14 protein-coding genes are annotated in these 18,790 nt (G+C 39.1%); 6 read left to right on the top strand and 8 right to left on the bottom strand.

Annotated elements, in window-relative coordinates; translation table 11 throughout:
* Positions 1–150: 150 nt before the first annotated feature.
* Positions 151–3,294 carry a M66 family metalloprotease gene (locus M1E86_RS05805; protein ID WP_213913477.1) on the top strand — a complete coding sequence of 1,048 codons (3,144 nt, stop codon included), beginning with the start codon at positions 151–153 and terminating at the stop codon, positions 3,292–3,294.
* A gap of 88 nt (positions 3,295–3,382) precedes the next feature.
* Here M1E86_RS05805 and M1E86_RS05800 read toward each other — a convergent pair whose 3' ends face one another.
* Together M1E86_RS05800 and gndA are read right to left on the bottom strand one after the other, a co-directional pair.
* Entirely contained in the window at positions 3,383–4,564 is a 1,182-nt protein-coding gene (locus tag M1E86_RS05800; protein WP_213913476.1) for a multidrug effflux MFS transporter, read from the bottom strand.
* Between the two features lie 190 nt (positions 4,565–4,754).
* Positions 4,755–6,161, bottom strand: coding sequence for an NADP-dependent phosphogluconate dehydrogenase (gene gndA / locus M1E86_RS05795; RefSeq protein ID WP_125893308.1), 1,407 nt, complete (start codon positions 6,159–6,161; stop codon positions 4,755–4,757).
* 242 nt (positions 6,162–6,403) lie between these two features.
* On the opposite strand from gndA, the gene M1E86_RS05790 reads away from it, so the two are divergent.
* Positions 6,404–7,987 carry a TerC family protein gene (locus M1E86_RS05790; protein ID WP_213913475.1) on the top strand — a complete coding sequence of 528 codons (1,584 nt, stop codon included), beginning with the start codon at positions 6,404–6,406 and terminating at the stop codon, positions 7,985–7,987.
* A gap of 184 nt (positions 7,988–8,171) precedes the next feature.
* Positions 8,172–8,723: a hypothetical protein gene (locus tag M1E86_RS05785; protein ID WP_213913474.1), complete on the top strand. Its 552-nt coding sequence runs from the start codon at positions 8,172–8,174 to the stop codon at positions 8,721–8,723.
* A gap of 71 nt (positions 8,724–8,794) precedes the next feature.
* On the opposite strand, the gene asmA is transcribed toward M1E86_RS05785, so the two are convergent.
* The 6 genes from asmA to apbC form a co-directional block, all read right to left on the bottom strand.
* Entirely contained in the window at positions 8,795–10,633 is a 1,839-nt protein-coding gene (gene asmA / locus M1E86_RS05780; RefSeq protein WP_426099283.1) for an outer membrane assembly protein AsmA, read from the bottom strand.
* Positions 10,634–10,759: 126 nt separating this feature from the next.
* Positions 10,760–11,341: a dCTP deaminase gene (gene dcd / locus M1E86_RS05775; RefSeq protein WP_004909269.1), complete on the bottom strand. Its 582-nt coding sequence runs from the start codon at positions 11,339–11,341 to the stop codon at positions 10,760–10,762.
* Positions 11,342–11,379: 38 nt separating this feature from the next.
* Positions 11,380–12,024 (bottom strand): uridine kinase, encoded by a 645-nt coding sequence (gene udk, locus M1E86_RS05770; RefSeq protein WP_125893316.1) that lies wholly within the window; start codon positions 12,022–12,024, stop codon positions 11,380–11,382.
* Positions 12,025–12,202: 178 nt separating this feature from the next.
* A complete protein-coding gene (gene htpX, locus M1E86_RS05765) occupies positions 12,203–13,159 on the bottom strand; it encodes a zinc metalloprotease HtpX (protein WP_213913472.1) in 957 nt (318 codons plus the stop codon).
* 86 nt (positions 13,160–13,245) lie between these two features.
* Positions 13,246–13,806 (bottom strand): LemA family protein, encoded by a 561-nt coding sequence (locus tag M1E86_RS05760; RefSeq protein ID WP_125893320.1) that lies wholly within the window; start codon positions 13,804–13,806, stop codon positions 13,246–13,248.
* Between the two features lie 223 nt (positions 13,807–14,029).
* On the bottom strand, positions 14,030–15,142 hold the full coding sequence (gene apbC / locus M1E86_RS05755; RefSeq protein WP_102138401.1) for an iron-sulfur cluster carrier protein ApbC: 1,113 nt from the start codon (positions 15,140–15,142) through the stop codon (positions 14,030–14,032).
* Positions 15,143–15,401: 259 nt separating this feature from the next.
* On the opposite strand from apbC, the gene metG reads away from it, so the two are divergent.
* The 3 genes from metG to M1E86_RS05740 all read left to right on the top strand — a co-directional run bounded on the left by metG (position 15,402) and on the right by M1E86_RS05740 (position 18,735).
* A complete protein-coding gene (metG, locus tag M1E86_RS05750) occupies positions 15,402–17,429 on the top strand; it encodes a methionine--tRNA ligase (RefSeq protein WP_213913471.1) in 2,028 nt (675 codons plus the stop codon).
* A gap of 143 nt (positions 17,430–17,572) precedes the next feature.
* Positions 17,573–18,040 carry a CidA/LrgA family protein gene (locus M1E86_RS05745; RefSeq protein WP_125893324.1) on the top strand — a complete coding sequence of 156 codons (468 nt, stop codon included), beginning with the start codon at positions 17,573–17,575 and terminating at the stop codon, positions 18,038–18,040.
* On the top strand, positions 18,040–18,735 hold the full coding sequence (locus M1E86_RS05740; protein ID WP_102138398.1) for a CidB/LrgB family autolysis modulator: 696 nt from the start codon (positions 18,040–18,042) through the stop codon (positions 18,733–18,735). The genes M1E86_RS05745 and M1E86_RS05740 overlap by 1 nt, the downstream gene beginning before the upstream one ends.
* The last annotated feature ends 55 nt before the right edge of the window (positions 18,736–18,790 follow it).

Raw genomic sequence — 18,790 nt, 5'->3', positions numbered from 1 at the left:
TTCCTCACTCATAGTGTGTCTTCCAATACTTCGCGTATCATTTAGGAGTAACTATTAAATAATTCATCTTTTTTTTAAAGATATTTTATTTTACCATCAACTATAAGTCCTACCCGCTTCTACTAAATCAAAACAGATAAGATCATATTTATGCCAAATAAAAACTTAAGCCCGACCTCATCTTTATTATTTATTAATAGCTTAAATAACTACTCACATTCAATTAAAGAAAACCATTCATTTATAGACACCAAAAATGAATTTAATTCCGTTATTGATTATTTTCATTTAATATCAGAAATAAACAAATCGTTTGACAATCTCTCCTTTTTACAAAATGAAAAAAGCAAACATTATTTCAACAATAACCGACACACGAGTGATGTAACGGGGGAGTTAAAAGGAAATGTATTTTTCGCTCAAGCTAATATTATCCCATCTAAACTCCATATAGATGGAGATAGCAAGCCTAAATTAGTTAAAGAGCGAAAAACATTAATTATGTTTAAACCTCATGCACATATCCCTGAATTCAATGAGATTCAATTAAATATTTATGATAAGAATGATGAGCTAATAATAAACAAGCTACTATCCCCTCCATCTAAACTCCCAAAAATAGCCAATAACAGCCTAAAAGAAACTAATTTATCGCCTCATGATTTTAAATCGCCAGTAAAATTCGACCTTATCATTAGGTCTAACAGTGAATTAATCGAAATATCCCAAAATCAAAACCACTTACATGAAACAATATTAAATAATGATAGAATAAACTTAAAGCTTAATCATGTAGAAAAACCGTTTATTCTACATAATAGCATCAACTATAGCGGTAAAACGGTAACCCTACACAACACTAATAATAATGAAATTGAAGTTAACTATGGTAATAACACCGTCACTCTACCATCAAAATCAGCGACTCGATTTATATGCGATGAAAATGGGTATTGGCTAACAAAAGATGACGTTAAAAAGATAAAGTATTACAGCCCGCCTAAAAAAGCACATCCAGACACGCTTCCAGTTATCGATTATGAAATTGGTAATCTACCAGATATAGATGGAGAAAAAATAGATACCGAGTTCTTTGAAGATATACTAGAAAAAAATGGCACCATAAAAATAACTAAAATGGATTATGATAGAGTCAAAAAACTCACACTCATGCAGAACAAAAAATTCGCCTCTAAAAAAATTATATTTACATCAGAATCCGAAGAGCCCACCTTTATCCAAACTAAAAATAAAGTTTACGAACTAAAAAAAGACGGTTTATTACTATTCCATTGTAATTCTAATGGAATATGGAAAAATATTTTAGTTCCTGATAACAAATCAAAAATTAACGATTCACATCCGAGTAAATTCGATATTACTGTAGATAATAATAAAGCGATTATCGAAATTTCCAAAAAGCAAAAGCACTTCAATCAATTAATAAAAAACAATAATTCGATAAAAATATCTACAAGTGATGGTAATTGGAGTCGTGACTTCACTCTTGATAAAAATGATGCATTTCATAATAAAAAAATACTATTTAGTTCGAATGCATCATATAGTAGCCAAATTCATTATGGAAAAAATACCTTGAAGCTACAAACGGGTGAAAGTATCCTTTTTACCTATGATTTAGATAAAAAATGGGTTCCTATTAATCAAAATAATAAAGAAAATTTTATTAACAACTTCGAATATATCGAGAATACATGGTCTACGACAATCCCAAAAGAATATATCCATCCTGAGATAAAACTTGAATTTATTTATCAAGGTCAGAAAAGCATGTTATCTCATATTGATGTAGGTGCACCAAATGAGTTACTCATTAATACTTTTGATATTGGATTGCTGACACCACCAAGAGACACGCTTCTTTTTCTAGATAAATTTGAACTAAATCGTCAGTATTATCAAACGATCCCAGTCAAAAAACTCATCGTTTCTCGCTACGAACCCATCCATTTATTAAAAGTGGTTATGCCTGATGGTCGAGTTTTTACAGACAAAGCCCCCGATGAAGGAGGCGGCCATAGTGGTAGCATGAGAGAGTGGATCACGAAAGACTTTTACGCTAACGGCGTTAATATGGCAAATTATGGTGTCAATAGTTCGGCTCCTGATGCTGATTCTTTTGTTCCAACCTCCCAAATAACTGCCTATAACTCTGTCGGGATGTATAAAAATGGTAGAGTCGTCCACGGCTGGTCTGGTGGTGGAGGTAAAGCAACCTTAAATAGGACAGATAGTAACGAACTTAGTCATGAATTCGGCCATAATTTTGGCTTAAGTGATTACTATGGAGGAGATGAAGGCGGCTCCCATGCTACTGCCAATAAAAGAAATTCAACCTGGCTGTGGGATTCAGATAATAACTATTTTATTCCAAATACATATCAAGATGGTACATTAAATCATGATGCAATGAGTGGAGGTGAAGCTTATGATACTCGTTACAACGCTTATACGGCTTATACGCCCAGCTCTTTCATTGCAATTCAAAATAGATTGGAAAATAGCTATGTATTTAGTCCTGAATCAAAAACAGGATATAAAAAATGGGATCCAGAAATAAAGGAAATGGTAGATGCATACTTAGACCTTTCCCCATTTAATGCCATCGAGTTTACTGCAATAAATGGTTCAGATATTACAATTGACGACCTAAGCTCACTATTAGAAAAAAATAATAACGTTACTATTTATAATGGAAATGGTTATCACGCCCCAAGAATTAACGTTCCATTAGCAAATGAAAATAACAAAAATGCCGTTTTAAGAATAGAGTCAGGCGCAGATTTCGATAGTGAGCTTCATATTAACAACCAGATTGAACCAATCAAAAAAAATGATTTAATTTGCTATATTTCAGATGGTTACAATTGGAAGAGAAAAGATAATAATGAAACAATCCTCTATAAAGTTCCCTATAAACAAGGAGTACCTATTGTGACTTTAATGGGGTTCTATGACCCTAAAGATGTAATCGATAGCTATATCTACCCTTCTTTATATGGTTCTTATGGCATGGTTTATAGTCATGATAAAAAAATAGATACTCAAATGCCATATTTAGAGGTTATTTTTGAAGATGGAACAATAAGCCACTACCAACTTAATAACTTCCGTTCAAATGAAGAGATGATGAATAAGTTTCATATTAATATTGAACGAAGTTTGAATCCTATAAAAGCTAATCTTTATATTGATAATAAAATTGTTCATTCTAGAGAAATTGAAATCAAAAAGAATAAGCTCCTAACAACGATTAATGGTGATATTGCATAATTTCATCTAAGTTATCACTAATTACCTAAATTAATTAGTGATAACTATATACTACATAACGAAAAATAAAATCTTCAAACGGCCTACTCTATATTGATTTAACAAGAAATAAACTCTTTTTTCTTGCAAGCAATCCAAACAAACAGCCTACCAACATAACTAATGCCAATGACATTTTTGGCGCGATAGGCAAACCGATTGCACAAAGTCCGAGAGTTGCTCCCCCTGCCATTTGAACAAACCCCACTAAGGCAGATGCGGTGCCTGCTTCATTACCAAACGGTTCTAAAGCATAGCTTGTCGCCGTTCCCATCATAAAAGCTAGCCCTGTACAAGCACAAGCGACAGGTAACATATAAACAAGCCAATGACTTTGTATTTCTATCGGCAATACGATAAAACCTAGCAATAATCCTAAGCAGCCAAGTGCCATCATTAAACTACCCACTAATAAACAGGTTGGTCGCCCTATTTTATGAACAAAGTAATTAGCGATATAACTGGCAAACATGATCCAAAAACCATTAACACCAAATACTATAGAAAACTCAAGCGGGGTTAATTCGGCATCCCCCATCAGCACAGTTGGTGCAAGTGACACATATGTTAATGCCATACCCATCGTGCCTGCGTTCACTAAAGCAAAAATAATAAATTGATGATTTCCCAAAATTCGCCAATAGGTTTTCAGCGGAATAACTTTGGCTTTAGGTAAATTAACTGGACGTGTCTCCGGTAACAAAAACACAATTAGCGCTAATATGACCAATGCATACAAAGCAAGAAACCAAAACGGTGCCCGCCAGCCCCATGCTTCTGCCAGCAGACCTCCTAGTAGTGGCGCTAACGCGGGAACAATATTTAATGTCCCATTTAAGAAACCAAAGGCTCGAGCCGCTTCTGTGCCATTCATTCGGTCACGAACACAACTAAATGCCACCACCGAAGTACAACAAACGGCAACCCCTTGTAATAAACGCGAGGCAATAAATATTGTGGGTGTTGTTGCCACAATAGCAACACCTGAACCAATGATGTACAACACGATGCCCAAAATCGCGATAGGTTTTCGACCATATCTATCAACTAATGGGCCCGAAATTAACTGCCCTAACCCCAAAACTAAAATAAACAAGGCAATCGTAGACTGAATCACTGACTCACTACTTCCCAAATCCCTCGCAATATCAGGTATTGTTGGCAAATATAAATCAATCCCTAATGGACCAAGTAATACTAATAAAAGTAATAAGATAAGAAAATTACGCATAAACCATGCCTAGACTCAATAAATGTAGTTCAGAAAACATGCGATATAATCAATGATTATAAATCAAAAATTACCACAAAATTAATAAGTTACTTATAATTATAAATTAAACATTTTACTGCTCTTCAAAGTCAAAAAAGGCGCTAAACCTAGCGCCTTTTGTGTTATCAAAAATAAATGATAACGAATTTTATTCCATCCACTCAGTATGGAAAACACCGTCTTTATCGGTACGCTTATAAGTGTGAGCACCAAAGTAGTCACGCTGCGCTTGGATTAAGTTTGCAGGCAATACTGCTGAACGGTAGCTATCATAATAAGAAATAGCGGCGGAGAATGTTGGTGTTGGGATACCATTTTGTACGCCATAGCAAACAACATCACGCAGTGCTTGCTGGTATTCGTCAGCGATTTGCTTGAAATATGGAGCTAACAGCAAGTTGGCAATTTTCGCATCTTGGTTATAGGCGTCCGTAATTTTTTGCAGGAACTGCGCACGAATAATACAACCAGCACGGAAGATTTTTGCGATTTCACCGTAGTTTAAATCCCAATTATACTCTTCTGATGCCGCTTTTAGTTGTTGGAAGCCTTGTGCATAAGACACAATTTTACCTAAATACAGCGCACGGCGAACTTTTTCAATAAAGTCTTTTTTATCACCTTCAACCGCTTTTAGGACTGGACCTGTTAATACCTTAGATGCCGCAACACGTTGATCTTTTAAGAAAGAAATATAACGCGCAAAGACAGACTCAGTAATTAAAGTCAGAGGGATGCCTAAATCCAGCGCACTTTGGCTAGTCCATTTACCAGTACCTTTATTAGCGGCTTCATCGAGGATCACATCAACGAGATATTTACCCTCTTCATCTTTTTTCTTGAAGATATCAGCTGTGATTTCAATTAAGTAGCTGCTCAGTTCACCTTTGTTCCACTCAGCAAAGATACCTGCTAATTCTTCGTTACTGAGGTTCAGTGAACCTTTTAATAATGAATAGGCTTCTGCAATTAACTGCATGTCACCATATTCGATACCATTGTGAACCATTTTCACATAGTGGCCCGCACCATCTGCACCAATATAGGTCACGCAAGGTTCGCCTTCGGCTTGTGCTGCGATTTCTTTTAAGATTGGCGCAACTAATTCATAAGCTTCTTTTTGGCCACCAGGCATAATTGAAGGACCTTTAAGTGCACCTTCTTCACCACCTGAAACACCAGTACCGATGAAATTAAAGCCTTGCTCGGATAATTCACGATTACGACGGATAGTATCAGTGAATAAGGTATTACCACCGTCAATTAAGATATCCCCTTTGTCCAGATGAGGAGTCAGCGAGGCAATGGTTTTGTCCGTTGCTTCACCCGCTTTTACCATCAACAAGATGCGGCGAGGTTTTTCCAGAGAGTCAACAAACTCTTCAATCGTATAGTTGGGAACTAATTTTTTCCCTGGATTTTCGGCAATCACTTCGTCTGTTTTATCTTTAGAACGATTAAAGATAGACACTGAGTAACCACGGCTTTCAATATTGAGCGCAAGGTTACGCCCCATGACTGCCATTCCGACAACACCAATCTGCTGCTTTGACATGAACAACTCCTGTCTGATTAGGACTAAGTCAGCCTCGACCGTGCTGACATTCTGTTAACGGGATCACATATTAACCTAGGATTGTGTTGCATGGTAGTTATTGATGCAATCGATGACGTATACAGGGCCATTTTTGTCAAGAATTGTCCAATTAACGTGATTTTTTATTGATATTTCGTTCAACAAACCGCATTATTCACTCGTCGGTATAAGCCGTCATATCAGAAGGTAAAACAAACTGTATGGAATGGATCGCAGATCCTTCGATTTGGGCGGGCCTCGCTACCCTAATCGTTCTAGAAATCGTTCTTGGTATTGATAACCTCGTCTTCATCGCCATTCTGGCCGATAAGCTCCCGCCAAAGCTGCGTGATAGAGCCCGTGTAACTGGACTTTTATTAGCCCTGATTATGCGTGTTGCGCTTCTATTTAGCCTGTCATGGCTCATTACCCTCACGAAACCGATATTAACTCTCTTTGATCACGCCTTTAGTGCTCGAGACTTAATCATGTTAGTGGGTGGTCTATTCCTCTTGTTTAAAGCCACAATGGAGCTAAACGAGCGGTTGGAGGGGAAAGACGAACATGCCAATACCCAAAGAAAGACATCGAATTTCTGGGCTGTTGTTGCACAAATTATTGTTCTTGATGCCGTATTCTCATTGGACTCAGTGATCACCGCTGTCGGTATGGTTGACCATATCGGTGTAATGATTGCTGCTGTAACCATTGCGATGGTATTAATGATTTGGGCAAGTAAGCCGCTAACAAGCTTTGTTAACCAGCACCCAACCATTGTCATACTGTGTTTAAGCTTCTTATTAATGATTGGTTTCAGCTTAGTTGCCGAAGGTTTTGGTTATGCCATTCCTAAAGGTTATCTATATGCTGCAATTGGCTTCTCTATCATGATTGAAGTCCTAAACCAATTTGCCCAATTTAACCGTCGTAAGTTCCTAACAGGCTCTCGCCCATTACGTGAGCGTACGGCAGAAGCTGTATTACGTATTCTTAGCGGTAATAGTGAGCGTGGGGAATTAGACCCCCATACTTCTGACCTTATCGCTGATAATCAGTCGGTTTTTGATCCCCAAGAACGTTTGATGATTGCTCGCGTACTTGGCATGGCTCAGCGCAACGTTGAAAGCATCATGACTTCACGCCATGATGTGGACTATCTCGACATTAGTAAATCTTCTGCAGATTTACTGCAATTAATGGAGAAGAACCCACACTCACGTTTAGTTGTCATTGATGAAACTATCAGCGATGAACCTGTCGGTGTTGTACATGTGATGGATTTGGTTAAACAGCAATTAAAAGGCCAGCCATTAAACTTGCGTGCGTTGATTACCCAGCCGTTGATCTTCCCTGAAGGGTTATCACTGTTAAAGGCGCTTGAGCAATTCCGTAAAGCCCATACTCACTTTGCTTTTGTGGTGGATGAGTTTGGCTCTATCGAAGGTATTGTCACATTGACCGACGTAATGGAAACCATCGCAGGTAACTTGCCAGTGGGTGATGAAGAAAATGACTCACGCCATGACATTCAAAAACTGGATGATGGCACCTGGATAGCCAACGGATTTATGCCACTTGAAGACCTTATCATGTTTATACCGATGGAATTGGATGATAAGCGTGAGTACGAAACGATTGCTGGTCTTTTAATGGAACACTTACAACGCGTTCCAGAAGTGGGGGAGCAGATCACCATCAATGGTTGTATCTTCCAACCATTAGAAGTAAATAGCCACCGCGTCAATAAAGTATTAATCACGCCACCAGCCCCTGAAGGGGATGGTTATGAGTATGAAGATGACTAATTAGTTTTATTTCTTTACTACAATACCGGCCTATAGAGCCGGTATTTTTTTGTCTAAAAACCGCAAATATTATCCTTTTACCCGTTAACAATAAAAACAGTAGCGTTTTATTAAAGAAAATAACATTGAAACACTGAATAATTCATAGCATTAAATACACCCAAACTTTAATAAAGGTAATATCATGCCAAAACCAATTCAGAATTCAAACATAACACAGACAATGACTCAGCATGTGAGTAAAAATACAAGTAAGTCATCGAAAGGTATAAGTGGACGCGCTAACAACGTTAGTAACAATAATCAAGAATGTCCTGTGACTACATCAGAAAAAACCGTTCATAAAAAAGACATTACAAAACTGAATAATAACGTTACAGCTAGATTAAGTAAGATTAAATCAAAACTGGACGCAATTCTAAGCGACAAAATATCTGCTCCTTTCCAAAATAATGTAATCAATGAATTAAAGGTAGAACTAAAGGCGCTAACGACATCAGTCAATAACTATCAAAATAAGTTAAATAGCTCTTCATACGCACATAATAGTTCAAAGCAGAAAACAATCACTACGCTAGAAACTAAATTATCAACAGTGACTGAAAAGATGAGTAAGGCAGAAAGAAACAATCAGTTTAATATTATTAGAGATAAGCAAGTTCTTCTTGATAATACACAAAAAGCATCTGACTTAAGTCAGGGGAAAAAAACTCCATCCAAATTTGATGACCAGTAAATAAACACGACAAAGTAAGCCACCTATGTTAGGTGGCTACATGATGACATGAACCAAAGATACATCGATCATTACAATACGTTCAATAGATCATTCAGACCTTTATTTTCTTCTTTCTTTAAGAAATTACCAATGGCTTCTTTAGCTTGTGTCCGCAACTCATCACGCAGTAATTTTTCCACATCTAATTGGTACTTTAAATTATTCCAACCACCATAAATACGCAGTGGAATAGTCATTGCTTGCAATTGCTGGACTAAACGTGAATCCCCACCCCAGCCATTAGCAATATTCACCCCTAAATTGACATTAATGGTTTCATTAGGAATATTTATCCGACCTTGCCCGCTAATATTAACTAAAGCTGAGGTTGCATTCATGGAGGAAATATTCAAATTACCTTTATTCAATTTACCGGCCACAGTGAATAAATCAACTTCCGTGAAATTTCCCGAATTGACTGGTGCATTAATCTTGCTGGTTACTCTGGAAACGGATTGCTGAATTAATAGCGGAATATTCAGTCCCTGTAATTTTGCATTTCTTAACTCAAAATTAACAGGCCCTTGCCACTGTTTTTTCACTGCATTGTCATCATAACCCACACCTGATAACGCCGCATTTAACGAAATAACCCCACTCAATTTTTGTGGCATATTGAAGGCATTTAATAACGGTGTTAGGTCGATATTTTTTAAATCTGGTTTTGCTGAAACATAGGCAGGCGTTGAGCTGTAATTAAATGTCACGGGTAATGAAAATTCACCACCAAAGGCTTTACCTTGCAATTTTGAAACAGTTAAACGCGGGGTTTGGTTCTGCGCTTCAAAAATGACGTCATTTACTGTCATTCCACGATAAATCAAATGATTTACCCCTAAGCGAATATTCGCGGTAAAAGCCTTTAACCCTGATAAGTCATACTGTTGAGGATTAGAGCCTGAAATAACAGGTTTAACGCCTACACGGTTATTATTCGTTTCTGTTTCTGAACCAACATTTACCGAAGTCGTGCCTAATAAGTTATCTAAATCCAGTTTATCTGCGGCTAGTTCAATCACAATTTGCGGTGTATCGGTTAATTGGATACTGACATCCCCTGATAAAGCGCTTTGATTGGCCGTTATTGCCAGCTTGCTTAAACTCGCACTTTCCACCTTCCCTTTGGTGTATAGAAAATCACTGGTTATTTGCCCTTCAATACCACTTTCTGGCAAATCGACACCACTCAGTTTATAGTCAAACTGTGTTAACTCTCCGCTAATCTTTTGATTAATATCTGATAAATCGATATCCGCACGTAAATTAAACGCAAACTCTTGCTGGTTTTTATTTAGATTTCCACTGAATTTAACAGCGACCTGATTTTTATCACTTTTCTTCAGTGATAAATCAATGTTCCGCAGGTTAAATTCATCTTTAGATGTTTGCCAAATAACTAAACTATTAGAAATATTAATTTTTTCTATATCTAATAACCAGCTATTTTTTTCTTGTGAAGCCGTTGATGCCGGTGCTCCGCCAGGTGCTACAGGAGCGTTATGGTGAGTTTGGATTTCGCTATCTGGCGTTTTGCGGATAACAGCGCCATCGATAACAATTTGCTCAACAGAAAGCTTATGGGAAATGAGTGGCCATAACTCAACATCTAAACGCATATTATCGGCACTTAGAATAGGCTTAGCGGCATTCGGTGCGGTAAGGGAAATAGGCCCAGTAATAATGCTTAAAGTTGGCCATACATGCCAACGCATATCACCGTTGAATTCAAGTTGATAACCACTTTTGTTCTCTACTTGTTCAACAATATAATGACGAAAATCGTTCGGGTTCACTAGCATTACAAGTGTTGTTAGCCCGGCTACAATCACCACAAGTAAAATAATCAGTGTCGTCAAAAAACGTTTCATCCTTCCCTCTCTTAAATTCCGCTTGCGCTCGCCACAAAATGAACTCAAACCTATCCTTGAAAATGGGCGGAAATTACCTGTTTAATATCCATTAAACGTAACAATTTCCGCAAAGTTCAGCGATTATCAGTCTTCGCTGATACGGCTACCAACAGCACCTTGTTGGTTTTTATATTTAGCATCTTGTCGACTATTATAAGGTCGATCCGCACTGCCGGATAACGGCTCAAAGCTTAATGCGCCAATCACCATACCAGGACGCAACGCTAACGGCAATTTACCTGAATTGTAGAATTCTAGCACGATTTGCCCATGCCAACCGGGATCAATTCGGTGTGCAGTGACATGCACCATCAAACCTAACCTCGCTAATGAAGAGCGCCCATCTAACCAGCCTACAAGGTTATCAGGGAGCGTAACAGACTCTAGCGTCACTGCAAGTGCTAATTCCCCTGGATGCAGGAAAAACGGCTCATCTTCATCAAGAACAATTTCATCACTCATGACGCGATCTAATGCGGCATTAACTTCATCTTTAGGGCCACTCAGGTCAATAAATGCGGCCGTGTGTCCTCGAAAAACGCGGAATTGATTCCCCAAACGAACATCTGCAGTTGCACCATTGATTCGTTCAACTGGTGGGCGTGGACTAATCACTAACTTACCATCATCCATCCATTGAATAATATCGCGGTCACAAAGACGCATGGTTGTTTCCCCCTTCATTATTTTAATTTCTGCGCGGTTTAATCTTGACAGAATTCGCCAATTTTCGCTTTCAAGATATCAATCGCAACACGGTTTTTCCCACCGCGAGGTACAATGATATCGGCATATTGCTTTGATGGCTCAATAAACTGCAAAAACATTGGGCGAACCGTTTTATTATATTGGTCAATAACGGAATCAAGCGTTCTGCCCCTTTCATTAACATCACGTTTAATACGGCGCATCAAACAAATATCGAGCGGTGTATCAACAAAAATAGAAAAATCCATTTCACCACGTAAACGTTTATCTGTTAATAATAAAATACCTTCAATGATAATGACTTTTTTTGGTTTAAACGTGATGGTTTTTTGTTTGCGTGTATGAGCGACATAGTCGTATTGTGGAATTTCTACTGCTTTGCCACTTTTCAGTGATTTGAGATGTTCATAAAGCAAACTGTGGTCCATCGAGTTAGGATGGTCATAATTTACCTTAAGGCGTTCTTCCATTGGGATATCGGTTTGGTCTTTGTAATAACAATCTTCTGGAATAACACCGATATTATGATCACCGACCTGTTCCCTTAACTCACGGTATAACGTGCTTGCAATTAAGCTTTTGCCAGATGCAGAGGCTCCCGATATACCTACAATGGTACAGTGATGCGCTATGTCAGTCATAAAATGATAACCTGGTTGAATATTAGAAATGAAAATACACAACAGTAAAATGTCATGTTGGCGGAATTATAGGGGGTAATGGCGTGTTGTTCCAGCATACCTCAACAAAGTTCGCTAAAAAAACACCCATTTGAGAGGAAATGCCGTAAATCGAAGCGGACAAAATGTCATTTATACTCTAAAACTGTTTTTTTCCTTCTAATACTGCAATGCGATTTTCAATCGAGGGATGAGTTGAAAACACAGAATCCCCTTTATTAAAAATATAAGCGGCTTTTCGGTAAGCTTGTCCAGTCGTGCTGTCATCATATTCATGGGTTTCATGGTTACCTGAGATTTTTTTCAACGCACTTATCATGGCTTGGTTATCTGAGGTCAAATCCACCGCTGCAGCATCCGCCATATATTCACGGGTACGAGATAAATAAAAATAGAGGATTTGAGTTATCCACGGTAAAACAAAATTCAGAACTAATAGGATCATTTGCGCTTTGTTCGCCGCATTATTGCGACTGCGCCCTGCCGTACGAATAAAAATCTGACTAAATAAATTAGTCACAGTTAAAATTACGTTGGCCAGAATGCCAACATACAAGGTTAATTTCGAATCACCATGAATAATATGGCCAACTTCATGAGCAAGAACGGCTTGAACCTCTTGCCGATTAAGTGTCTGTAATAAGCCTCTTGTCACCCCCACAAGGGCATTACGATTATTCCACCCTGCGGCGAAAGCATTCGGTTCATCCGTTTCTAAAATATATAAACGGGGAATGTAGCCTAAACTGGCACTTAAACTTAATTCTTCAATAATATTGAAAAGTTGCTTTTCTTGGGGGCTGCTCGCACTTTCTTGGGTAATTTCTCTAGCATTCATCCCTGCTAACATCATTTTATGGCCTCTAAAATGAATATAAATTAGCCCAAGGAAAGTTAAGCCTAAAACAATCAATGTGGCGATAGGTAATTCATGAAATGTCACAAACATCATTGCATTATCGACTAAATCCAATTGTTCATTTGGATGCGTTGCAACATCAGCCAGTAAGCCAATAATTAGCATTAAAAAAATATAGCTCGCCACCACCAAACGTGTGCGAATATTATTTTTACGAATGACGTTTCTAAAATCCATAATGTGACCTGTTATCTACCGCTCATAAATCATCGGAACACCATAAGGCATTCCGATGATTTATCACTTCAAAGGCTAAGCGATTTTTAATCGAAATTAATACGACGTGATTCCTCAGTCTTAATGGTTTCTTCATCAAGACGCCAATATTCCTTTGAAATTTTTAAGCTAGGAATCATGCCAACAATTAGCGCTGCGGGCATAGAAGCAATATACGCATTATAAGTTTCTAATGAACGGTTATAACCACGTTTAGCAAATGACAATTTATTTTCTGAAGAAACGATTTCTTCTTGTAAATTTGCCATAATGGCATCTGATTTTAGCTCAGGATAAGCTTCAACTGCGACATTAATTGCCCCACTTGTCACCATTTTTGAAAGCGCATCTTCGGCTTCACGGGCTTTATCCCCTGTCGCATTTTGTGCTTGTGTTCGTAGCTCAGTAATTTTACTGAACACTTCGGTTTCATGGCTTAAATATTTTTTAACTGTTGCTAATAAGCTATCAAATACTTTCCCGCGACGATCTAATTGAACTGAAATCTCTGTTTCACTCGAAATAACAGCTTCTCGCAATGCAACGATACGGTTATAAAAATAAATAACGATCAGCACCACGACAACAATAAAAATTAAAAATTTCATAGTCACCTTTTCGGGTTACCCGTAGAAAGAAAACTGATTAAATAAAAGATGTGGCTATTCTACGCGAACATGACTCAATAAAGAAATGTTCCGCGAACAATTAAGAAAAATAGAAGGTTAAAGTCAACGTGTTTAGTAAAGAAAAGTATCAATAATAAATAAGGCTATCTAGTAGTAAAACTAAATAGCCTTTTTGCTTTATAACGGATTAAACTGCAATCGGTTAAACTGCACGGAAAGAAATTTCTGTTGGGATCTTGTCCCCTTCCCAATACATCAAGGCTGAAATACCTGAAGCAATTTCACGGTAGATATCTGCAAATTCACCTTCTGGATCACGCATGACAGTAGGCTGGCCACGGTCAAGGTCTTCACGTAAAGAGATATGCAGAGGCACCTGCCCCAATAATTTAGTATGGTATTTTTCGGCTAATTTCTCAGCACCACCGGTACCGAAAATTGGCTCAACATGGCCACAATTACTGCAAATATGCGCGCTCATGTTTTCAACAACCCCCAATACTGGGACATTGACCTTCTTAAACATCACGATACCTTTCATGGCATCAACCAAGGCGATATCTTGTGGTGTTGTCACCACCACCGCCCCTGTTACAGGGATGTTTTGGGAAAGTGTTAATTGGATGTCACCTGTTCCTGGTGGCATATCGATAACTAAGTAATCCAAATCAGGCCATAACGTGTCCTGTAGCATTTGCATTAATGCTTTACTTGCCATTGGGCCACGCCAAACCATGGCGTTGTCATCCGTTACTAAGTAACCGATGGAGTTTGTTGCTAAGCCATAGGCCATAATTGGCGCCATGTGCTGACCATCTGGGGAAGTTGGGCGTTCTAATGTTGTGCCTAACATGTTTGGAATTGATGGGCCGTAAATATCCGCATCCAAGATACCGACTTTTGCCCCTTCTTGTGCCAGTGCGAGCGCTAAGTTTACAGAAGTACTGGATTTACCAACACCACCTTTACCCGAACTGACGGCTAAGATATTACGAACACCATTAATACCCGGCAAATCATTTGCACGTTTTAATGTGGTGATATCGTGGCGTAGTTTCCATTCAACAGCGTGAGCCCCTGTTTGTTGCTTTAATTCAGCGGTTTTTTCACTAATTAAAGTTTGAAACGGCCCTTTCCAAACGAATGGCATAACTAATTCGACATGCAGCACGTTGTCCAACATTGCACAATGATGTAACGCTTTGATAGAAACCAAATTACGTTGCAGTGTTGGGTGTGTAAATGAAGCCAAAACTTTGGAGACTTGTTCAGTCAGCAGTTCTGGTTTGTTCTGCTCGGGGGATTTATCGTTCATCCCGGCTCCTTTATTTATATTTTTGAACTATGTATATCCTAGAATAAGTTACAGAAAATTGGGCGGATATACTTTGACTGAGATTAATCATAACAGAGAACAGGGAGAAAGTTATTATATCGAGATAGGAAAAGCCACGAAGAGGTAAAAATTCTTTTTCAAACAAATTTCCAATTAATATTTTATACCCCTAGCAGCGATGGTTTTGATCGGTTAACATCAAAGACCCTTTTCAAATAATGGAAGTAAGAAAGTTACTATGTCTCAAGTCGCGAATAAATTACTGGTAACCTGTGCGTTACCCTATGCTAACGGTTCAATCCATCTTGGTCATATCCTGGAACACATTCAGGCTGATATTTGGGTCCGTTATCAGCGAATGCGCGGCAAAGAGGTTCACTTTATCTGTGCCGATGATGCGCACGGAACTCCAATCATGCTTAAAGCTCAACAGCTTGGCGTAACGCCAGAAGAGATGATTGCGGCAGTGAACCAAGAGCATCAGAACGATTTTGCTGGTTTCGCCATTAGTTATGATAACTACCACTCCACACACAGTGAAGAAAACAAAGTTTTATCAGAGCTGATTTATGGGAAACTGAAAAATAACGGTTTTATTAAAAACCGCACTATTTCACAGCTTTTCGACCCAGAAAAAGGCATGTTTTTACCGGATCGCTTCGTTAAAGGCACTTGTCCAAAATGTAAAGCCGAAGACCAATACGGTGATAACTGTGAAGTCTGTAGTGCAACCTATAGCCCAACAGAACTGATTAACCCACGTTCAGTGATTTCTGGCGCCACACCTGTCATGCGTGATTCAGAACACTTTTTCTTTGATCTTCCTGCATTTAGCGACATGCTTCAAGCGTGGACTCGCTCAGGCGCGCTACAAGAGCAAGTCGCTAATAAAATGCAAGAATGGTTCGAATCAGGCCTACAACAATGGGATATCACCCGTGATGCACCTTATTTCGGTTTTGAAATTCCAGATGCGCCGGGTAAATATTTCTATGTCTGGTTAGATGCGCCTATCGGTTACATGGGCTCCTTTAAAAACCTGTGTGACAAACGTGGCGACCTTGATTTCGATGAATTCTGGAATAAAGACTCGAAAACAGACCTTTACCACTTTATCGGTAAAGATATCGTGTACTTCCATAGCCTGTTCTGGCCTGCAATGTTAGAAGGTAGCCAGTACCGTAAACCAACAAACCTATTTGTGCATGGTTATGTCACCGTTAACGGTGCAAAAATGTCTAAATCTCGCGGAACATTCATCACCGCGCGTTCATATTTAGATCATTTAGATGCCGACTGCTTGCGCTATTACTACGCAGCAAAACTGTCTTCGCGTATTGATGACATCGATTTCAATTTGGAAGATTTCGTCCAGCGCGTCAACAGCGACATCGTCAATAAAGTGGTTAACTTGGCATCACGTAATGCGGGCTTTATTGCTAAACGCTTCGATGGCAAATTATCGGCAAATCTGGCTGAGCCTGAGCTATACCAACAATTTATTGATGCAGCTAAAGTTATCGGTGAGGATTATAACAACCGTGAATATAACAAAGCGATCCGTGAAATCATGGCATTAGCCGATATCGCAAACCGCTATGTTGATGAAAAAGCCCCTTGGGTTGTGGCAAAACAAGAAGGTAAAGATCAAGAACTGCAAGACATTTGCTCGATGGGCATCAACTTGTTCCGTGTTCTGATGACTTACCTGAAGCCGGTTTTACCCGGCCTCACTGAGCGTGCTGAAGCCTTCTTAAATAGTGAACTGTCATGGGATGCGATTAATACCCCATTATTGAACCACAGCGTCGCTCCGTTCAAAGCGCTATTTAACCGCATTGAAATGGCAAAAGTGGATGCGATGGTTGAAGCCTCAAAAGAGAGCATCAAACCCGTACAGCAACTTACAGGGCCACTTGCCGATGACCCAATTCAAGAAACCATCACTTTTGATGATTTTGCGAAAATTGACCTGCGAATTGCATTAATCAAGCAAGCTGATTTTGTTGAAGGTTCAGACAAACTGCTGAAATTACAATTAGATATCGGTGGTGAAACGCGCCAAGTATTTTCTGGTATTCGCTCCGCTTATCCAGACCCTAAAGCATTAGAAGGTCGTTTGACGGTGATGGTTGCCAACCTCGCACCTCGTAAAATGCGTTTTGGTATTTCTGAAGGTATGGTAATGGCTGCTGGCCCTGGCGGTAAAGATATCTTCTTACTCAGCCCTGACAGTGGCGCACAACCCGGTATGCAAGTTAAATAACCCATACTTGCTCTAGTCTGTTATTCATCAAAAGTGGGAAGCTAAATACTTCCCACTTTTTTATTGGCTTTTTATTGTGATCGGTAGCACAATAATAAAGTTAATTGTATGATGAATAGATATTACATTACAGGACCAGTCTCATGTCATTTAAACAGGTACTGATAACGGGATGGCAGTATTTGCGAGCTTTCGCAATACTCTACCTTTGCCTGATTATTGGAAACCTTATCTCAACACTACTTCCATTCTCCATTCCCGGCAGCATTGTCGGCATGTTAATTTTATTCATATTGCTTGCGTTACAAATTATCCCCGCGAAGTGGGCACAACCCGGTTGCAGCATTTTGTTGAAAAACATGACCATCCTGTTTGTTCCTATTGGTGTTGGCATAATGAATTACTATGAATTAATTAGCCAACAAATGGTTCCTATTATCGTTTCCTGTGTGGTTAGTACCTTAATCGTTATGGTCGTTGTCGCCATCAGTTCCAACTATATTCATAAGGAACGCCCTGTCGTTGGGGCTCAACCTGATGACGTTCCTTTACCCCCCGAAGAGCCAATTTCTTCGGTCATTAATAATGATAAAACTAAGGGGAATGAATAATGTTAGAACATATTTGGTGGTCATTGCCGCTGACTATTGTGGTGTTTTATTTGGCTCGTAAGTTGTCGACCACATTTAAGTTACCGATTTTAAACCCACTATTAATTACTATTGCGGTATTGATTGCACTATTGGTCGTCACAAATACTTCTTATGAGCACTATTTTGCAGGTAGCAAAATACTCAATGATTTACTACAACCCGCAGTCGTTGCGCTCGCTTTTCCACTTTACGAACAAATGCACCAAATTCGAGCCCAGTGGAAATCTTTATTAAGTATTTGTTTTGCAGGTAGTTTAGTGGCCATGTTTAGCGGTGCCGCCATCGCGTTATGGTTGGGGGCAACCCCGGATATCGCGGGTTCTATTTTACCTAAATCGGTAACTACCCCTATTGCGATGGCTGTCGCTGATTCTGTTGGCGGGATCCCTGCGATTAGTGCCGCTTGCGTGTTGTTTGTTGGGATCTTAGGCGCCATGTTTGGACATAGCTTATTTGATGTACTGCGTGTACGAACCCACGCCTCAAGAGGGCTCGCGATGGGAACCGCTTCCCACGCCCTAGGCACTGCCCGCTGTGCCGAAGTGAATTACATTGAAGGTGCTTATAGTTCTCTTGCATTAATGACCTGTGGGGTTATCACCTCACTTATTGCCCCGTTTATATTCCCTGTCATTTTACATCTTTTTAGCTAAGCTTAATTCATTAAGCCAATAACCAAATATATGGGTAAGAGGAGTTCAATAGCCT

This window comes from Providencia sp. PROV200 (assembly GCF_049901995.1).
GTDB classification, from domain to species: Bacteria; Pseudomonadota; Gammaproteobacteria; order Enterobacterales; family Enterobacteriaceae; genus Providencia; species Providencia rettgeri_E.
Note: the sequence above shows the minus strand (reverse complement) of the source record. Positions and strands in the feature narration are given on the sequence as shown.

Bases quoted from the DNA above. Each gene is read 5' to 3' on its own strand.
- M1E86_RS05805 (WP_213913477.1), top strand. From the start codon at position 151: ATGCCAAATAAAAACTTAAGCCCGACCTCATCTTTATTATTTATTAAT.
- M1E86_RS05745 (WP_125893324.1), top strand. From the start codon at position 17,573: ATGTCATTTAAACAGGTACTGATAACGGGATGGCAGTATTTGCGAGCT.
- M1E86_RS05760 (WP_125893320.1), bottom strand. From the start codon at position 13,806: ATGAAATTTTTAATTTTTATTGTTGTCGTGGTGCTGATCGTTATTTAT.
- dcd (WP_004909269.1), bottom strand. From the start codon at position 11,341: ATGCGTCTTTGTGACCGCGATATTATTCAATGGATGGATGATGGTAAG.
- M1E86_RS05740 (WP_102138398.1), top strand. From the start codon at position 18,040: ATGTTAGAACATATTTGGTGGTCATTGCCGCTGACTATTGTGGTGTTT.
- gndA (WP_125893308.1), bottom strand. From the start codon at position 6,161: ATGTCAAAGCAGCAGATTGGTGTTGTCGGAATGGCAGTCATGGGGCGT.
- M1E86_RS05790 (WP_213913475.1), top strand. From the start codon at position 6,404: ATGGAATGGATCGCAGATCCTTCGATTTGGGCGGGCCTCGCTACCCTA.
- asmA (WP_426099283.1), bottom strand. From the start codon at position 10,633: ATGAAACGTTTTTTGACGACACTGATTATTTTACTTGTGGTGATTGTA.
- M1E86_RS05800 (WP_213913476.1), bottom strand. From the start codon at position 4,564: ATGCGTAATTTTCTTATCTTATTACTTTTATTAGTATTACTTGGTCCA.
- metG (WP_213913471.1), top strand. From the start codon at position 15,402: ATGTCTCAAGTCGCGAATAAATTACTGGTAACCTGTGCGTTACCCTAT.
- apbC (WP_102138401.1), bottom strand. From the start codon at position 15,142: ATGAACGATAAATCCCCCGAGCAGAACAAACCAGAACTGCTGACTGAA.
- M1E86_RS05785 (WP_213913474.1), top strand. From the start codon at position 8,172: ATGCCAAAACCAATTCAGAATTCAAACATAACACAGACAATGACTCAG.
- htpX (WP_213913472.1), bottom strand. From the start codon at position 13,159: ATGGATTTTAGAAACGTCATTCGTAAAAATAATATTCGCACACGTTTG.
- udk (WP_125893316.1), bottom strand. From the start codon at position 12,024: ATGACTGACATAGCGCATCACTGTACCATTGTAGGTATATCGGGAGCC.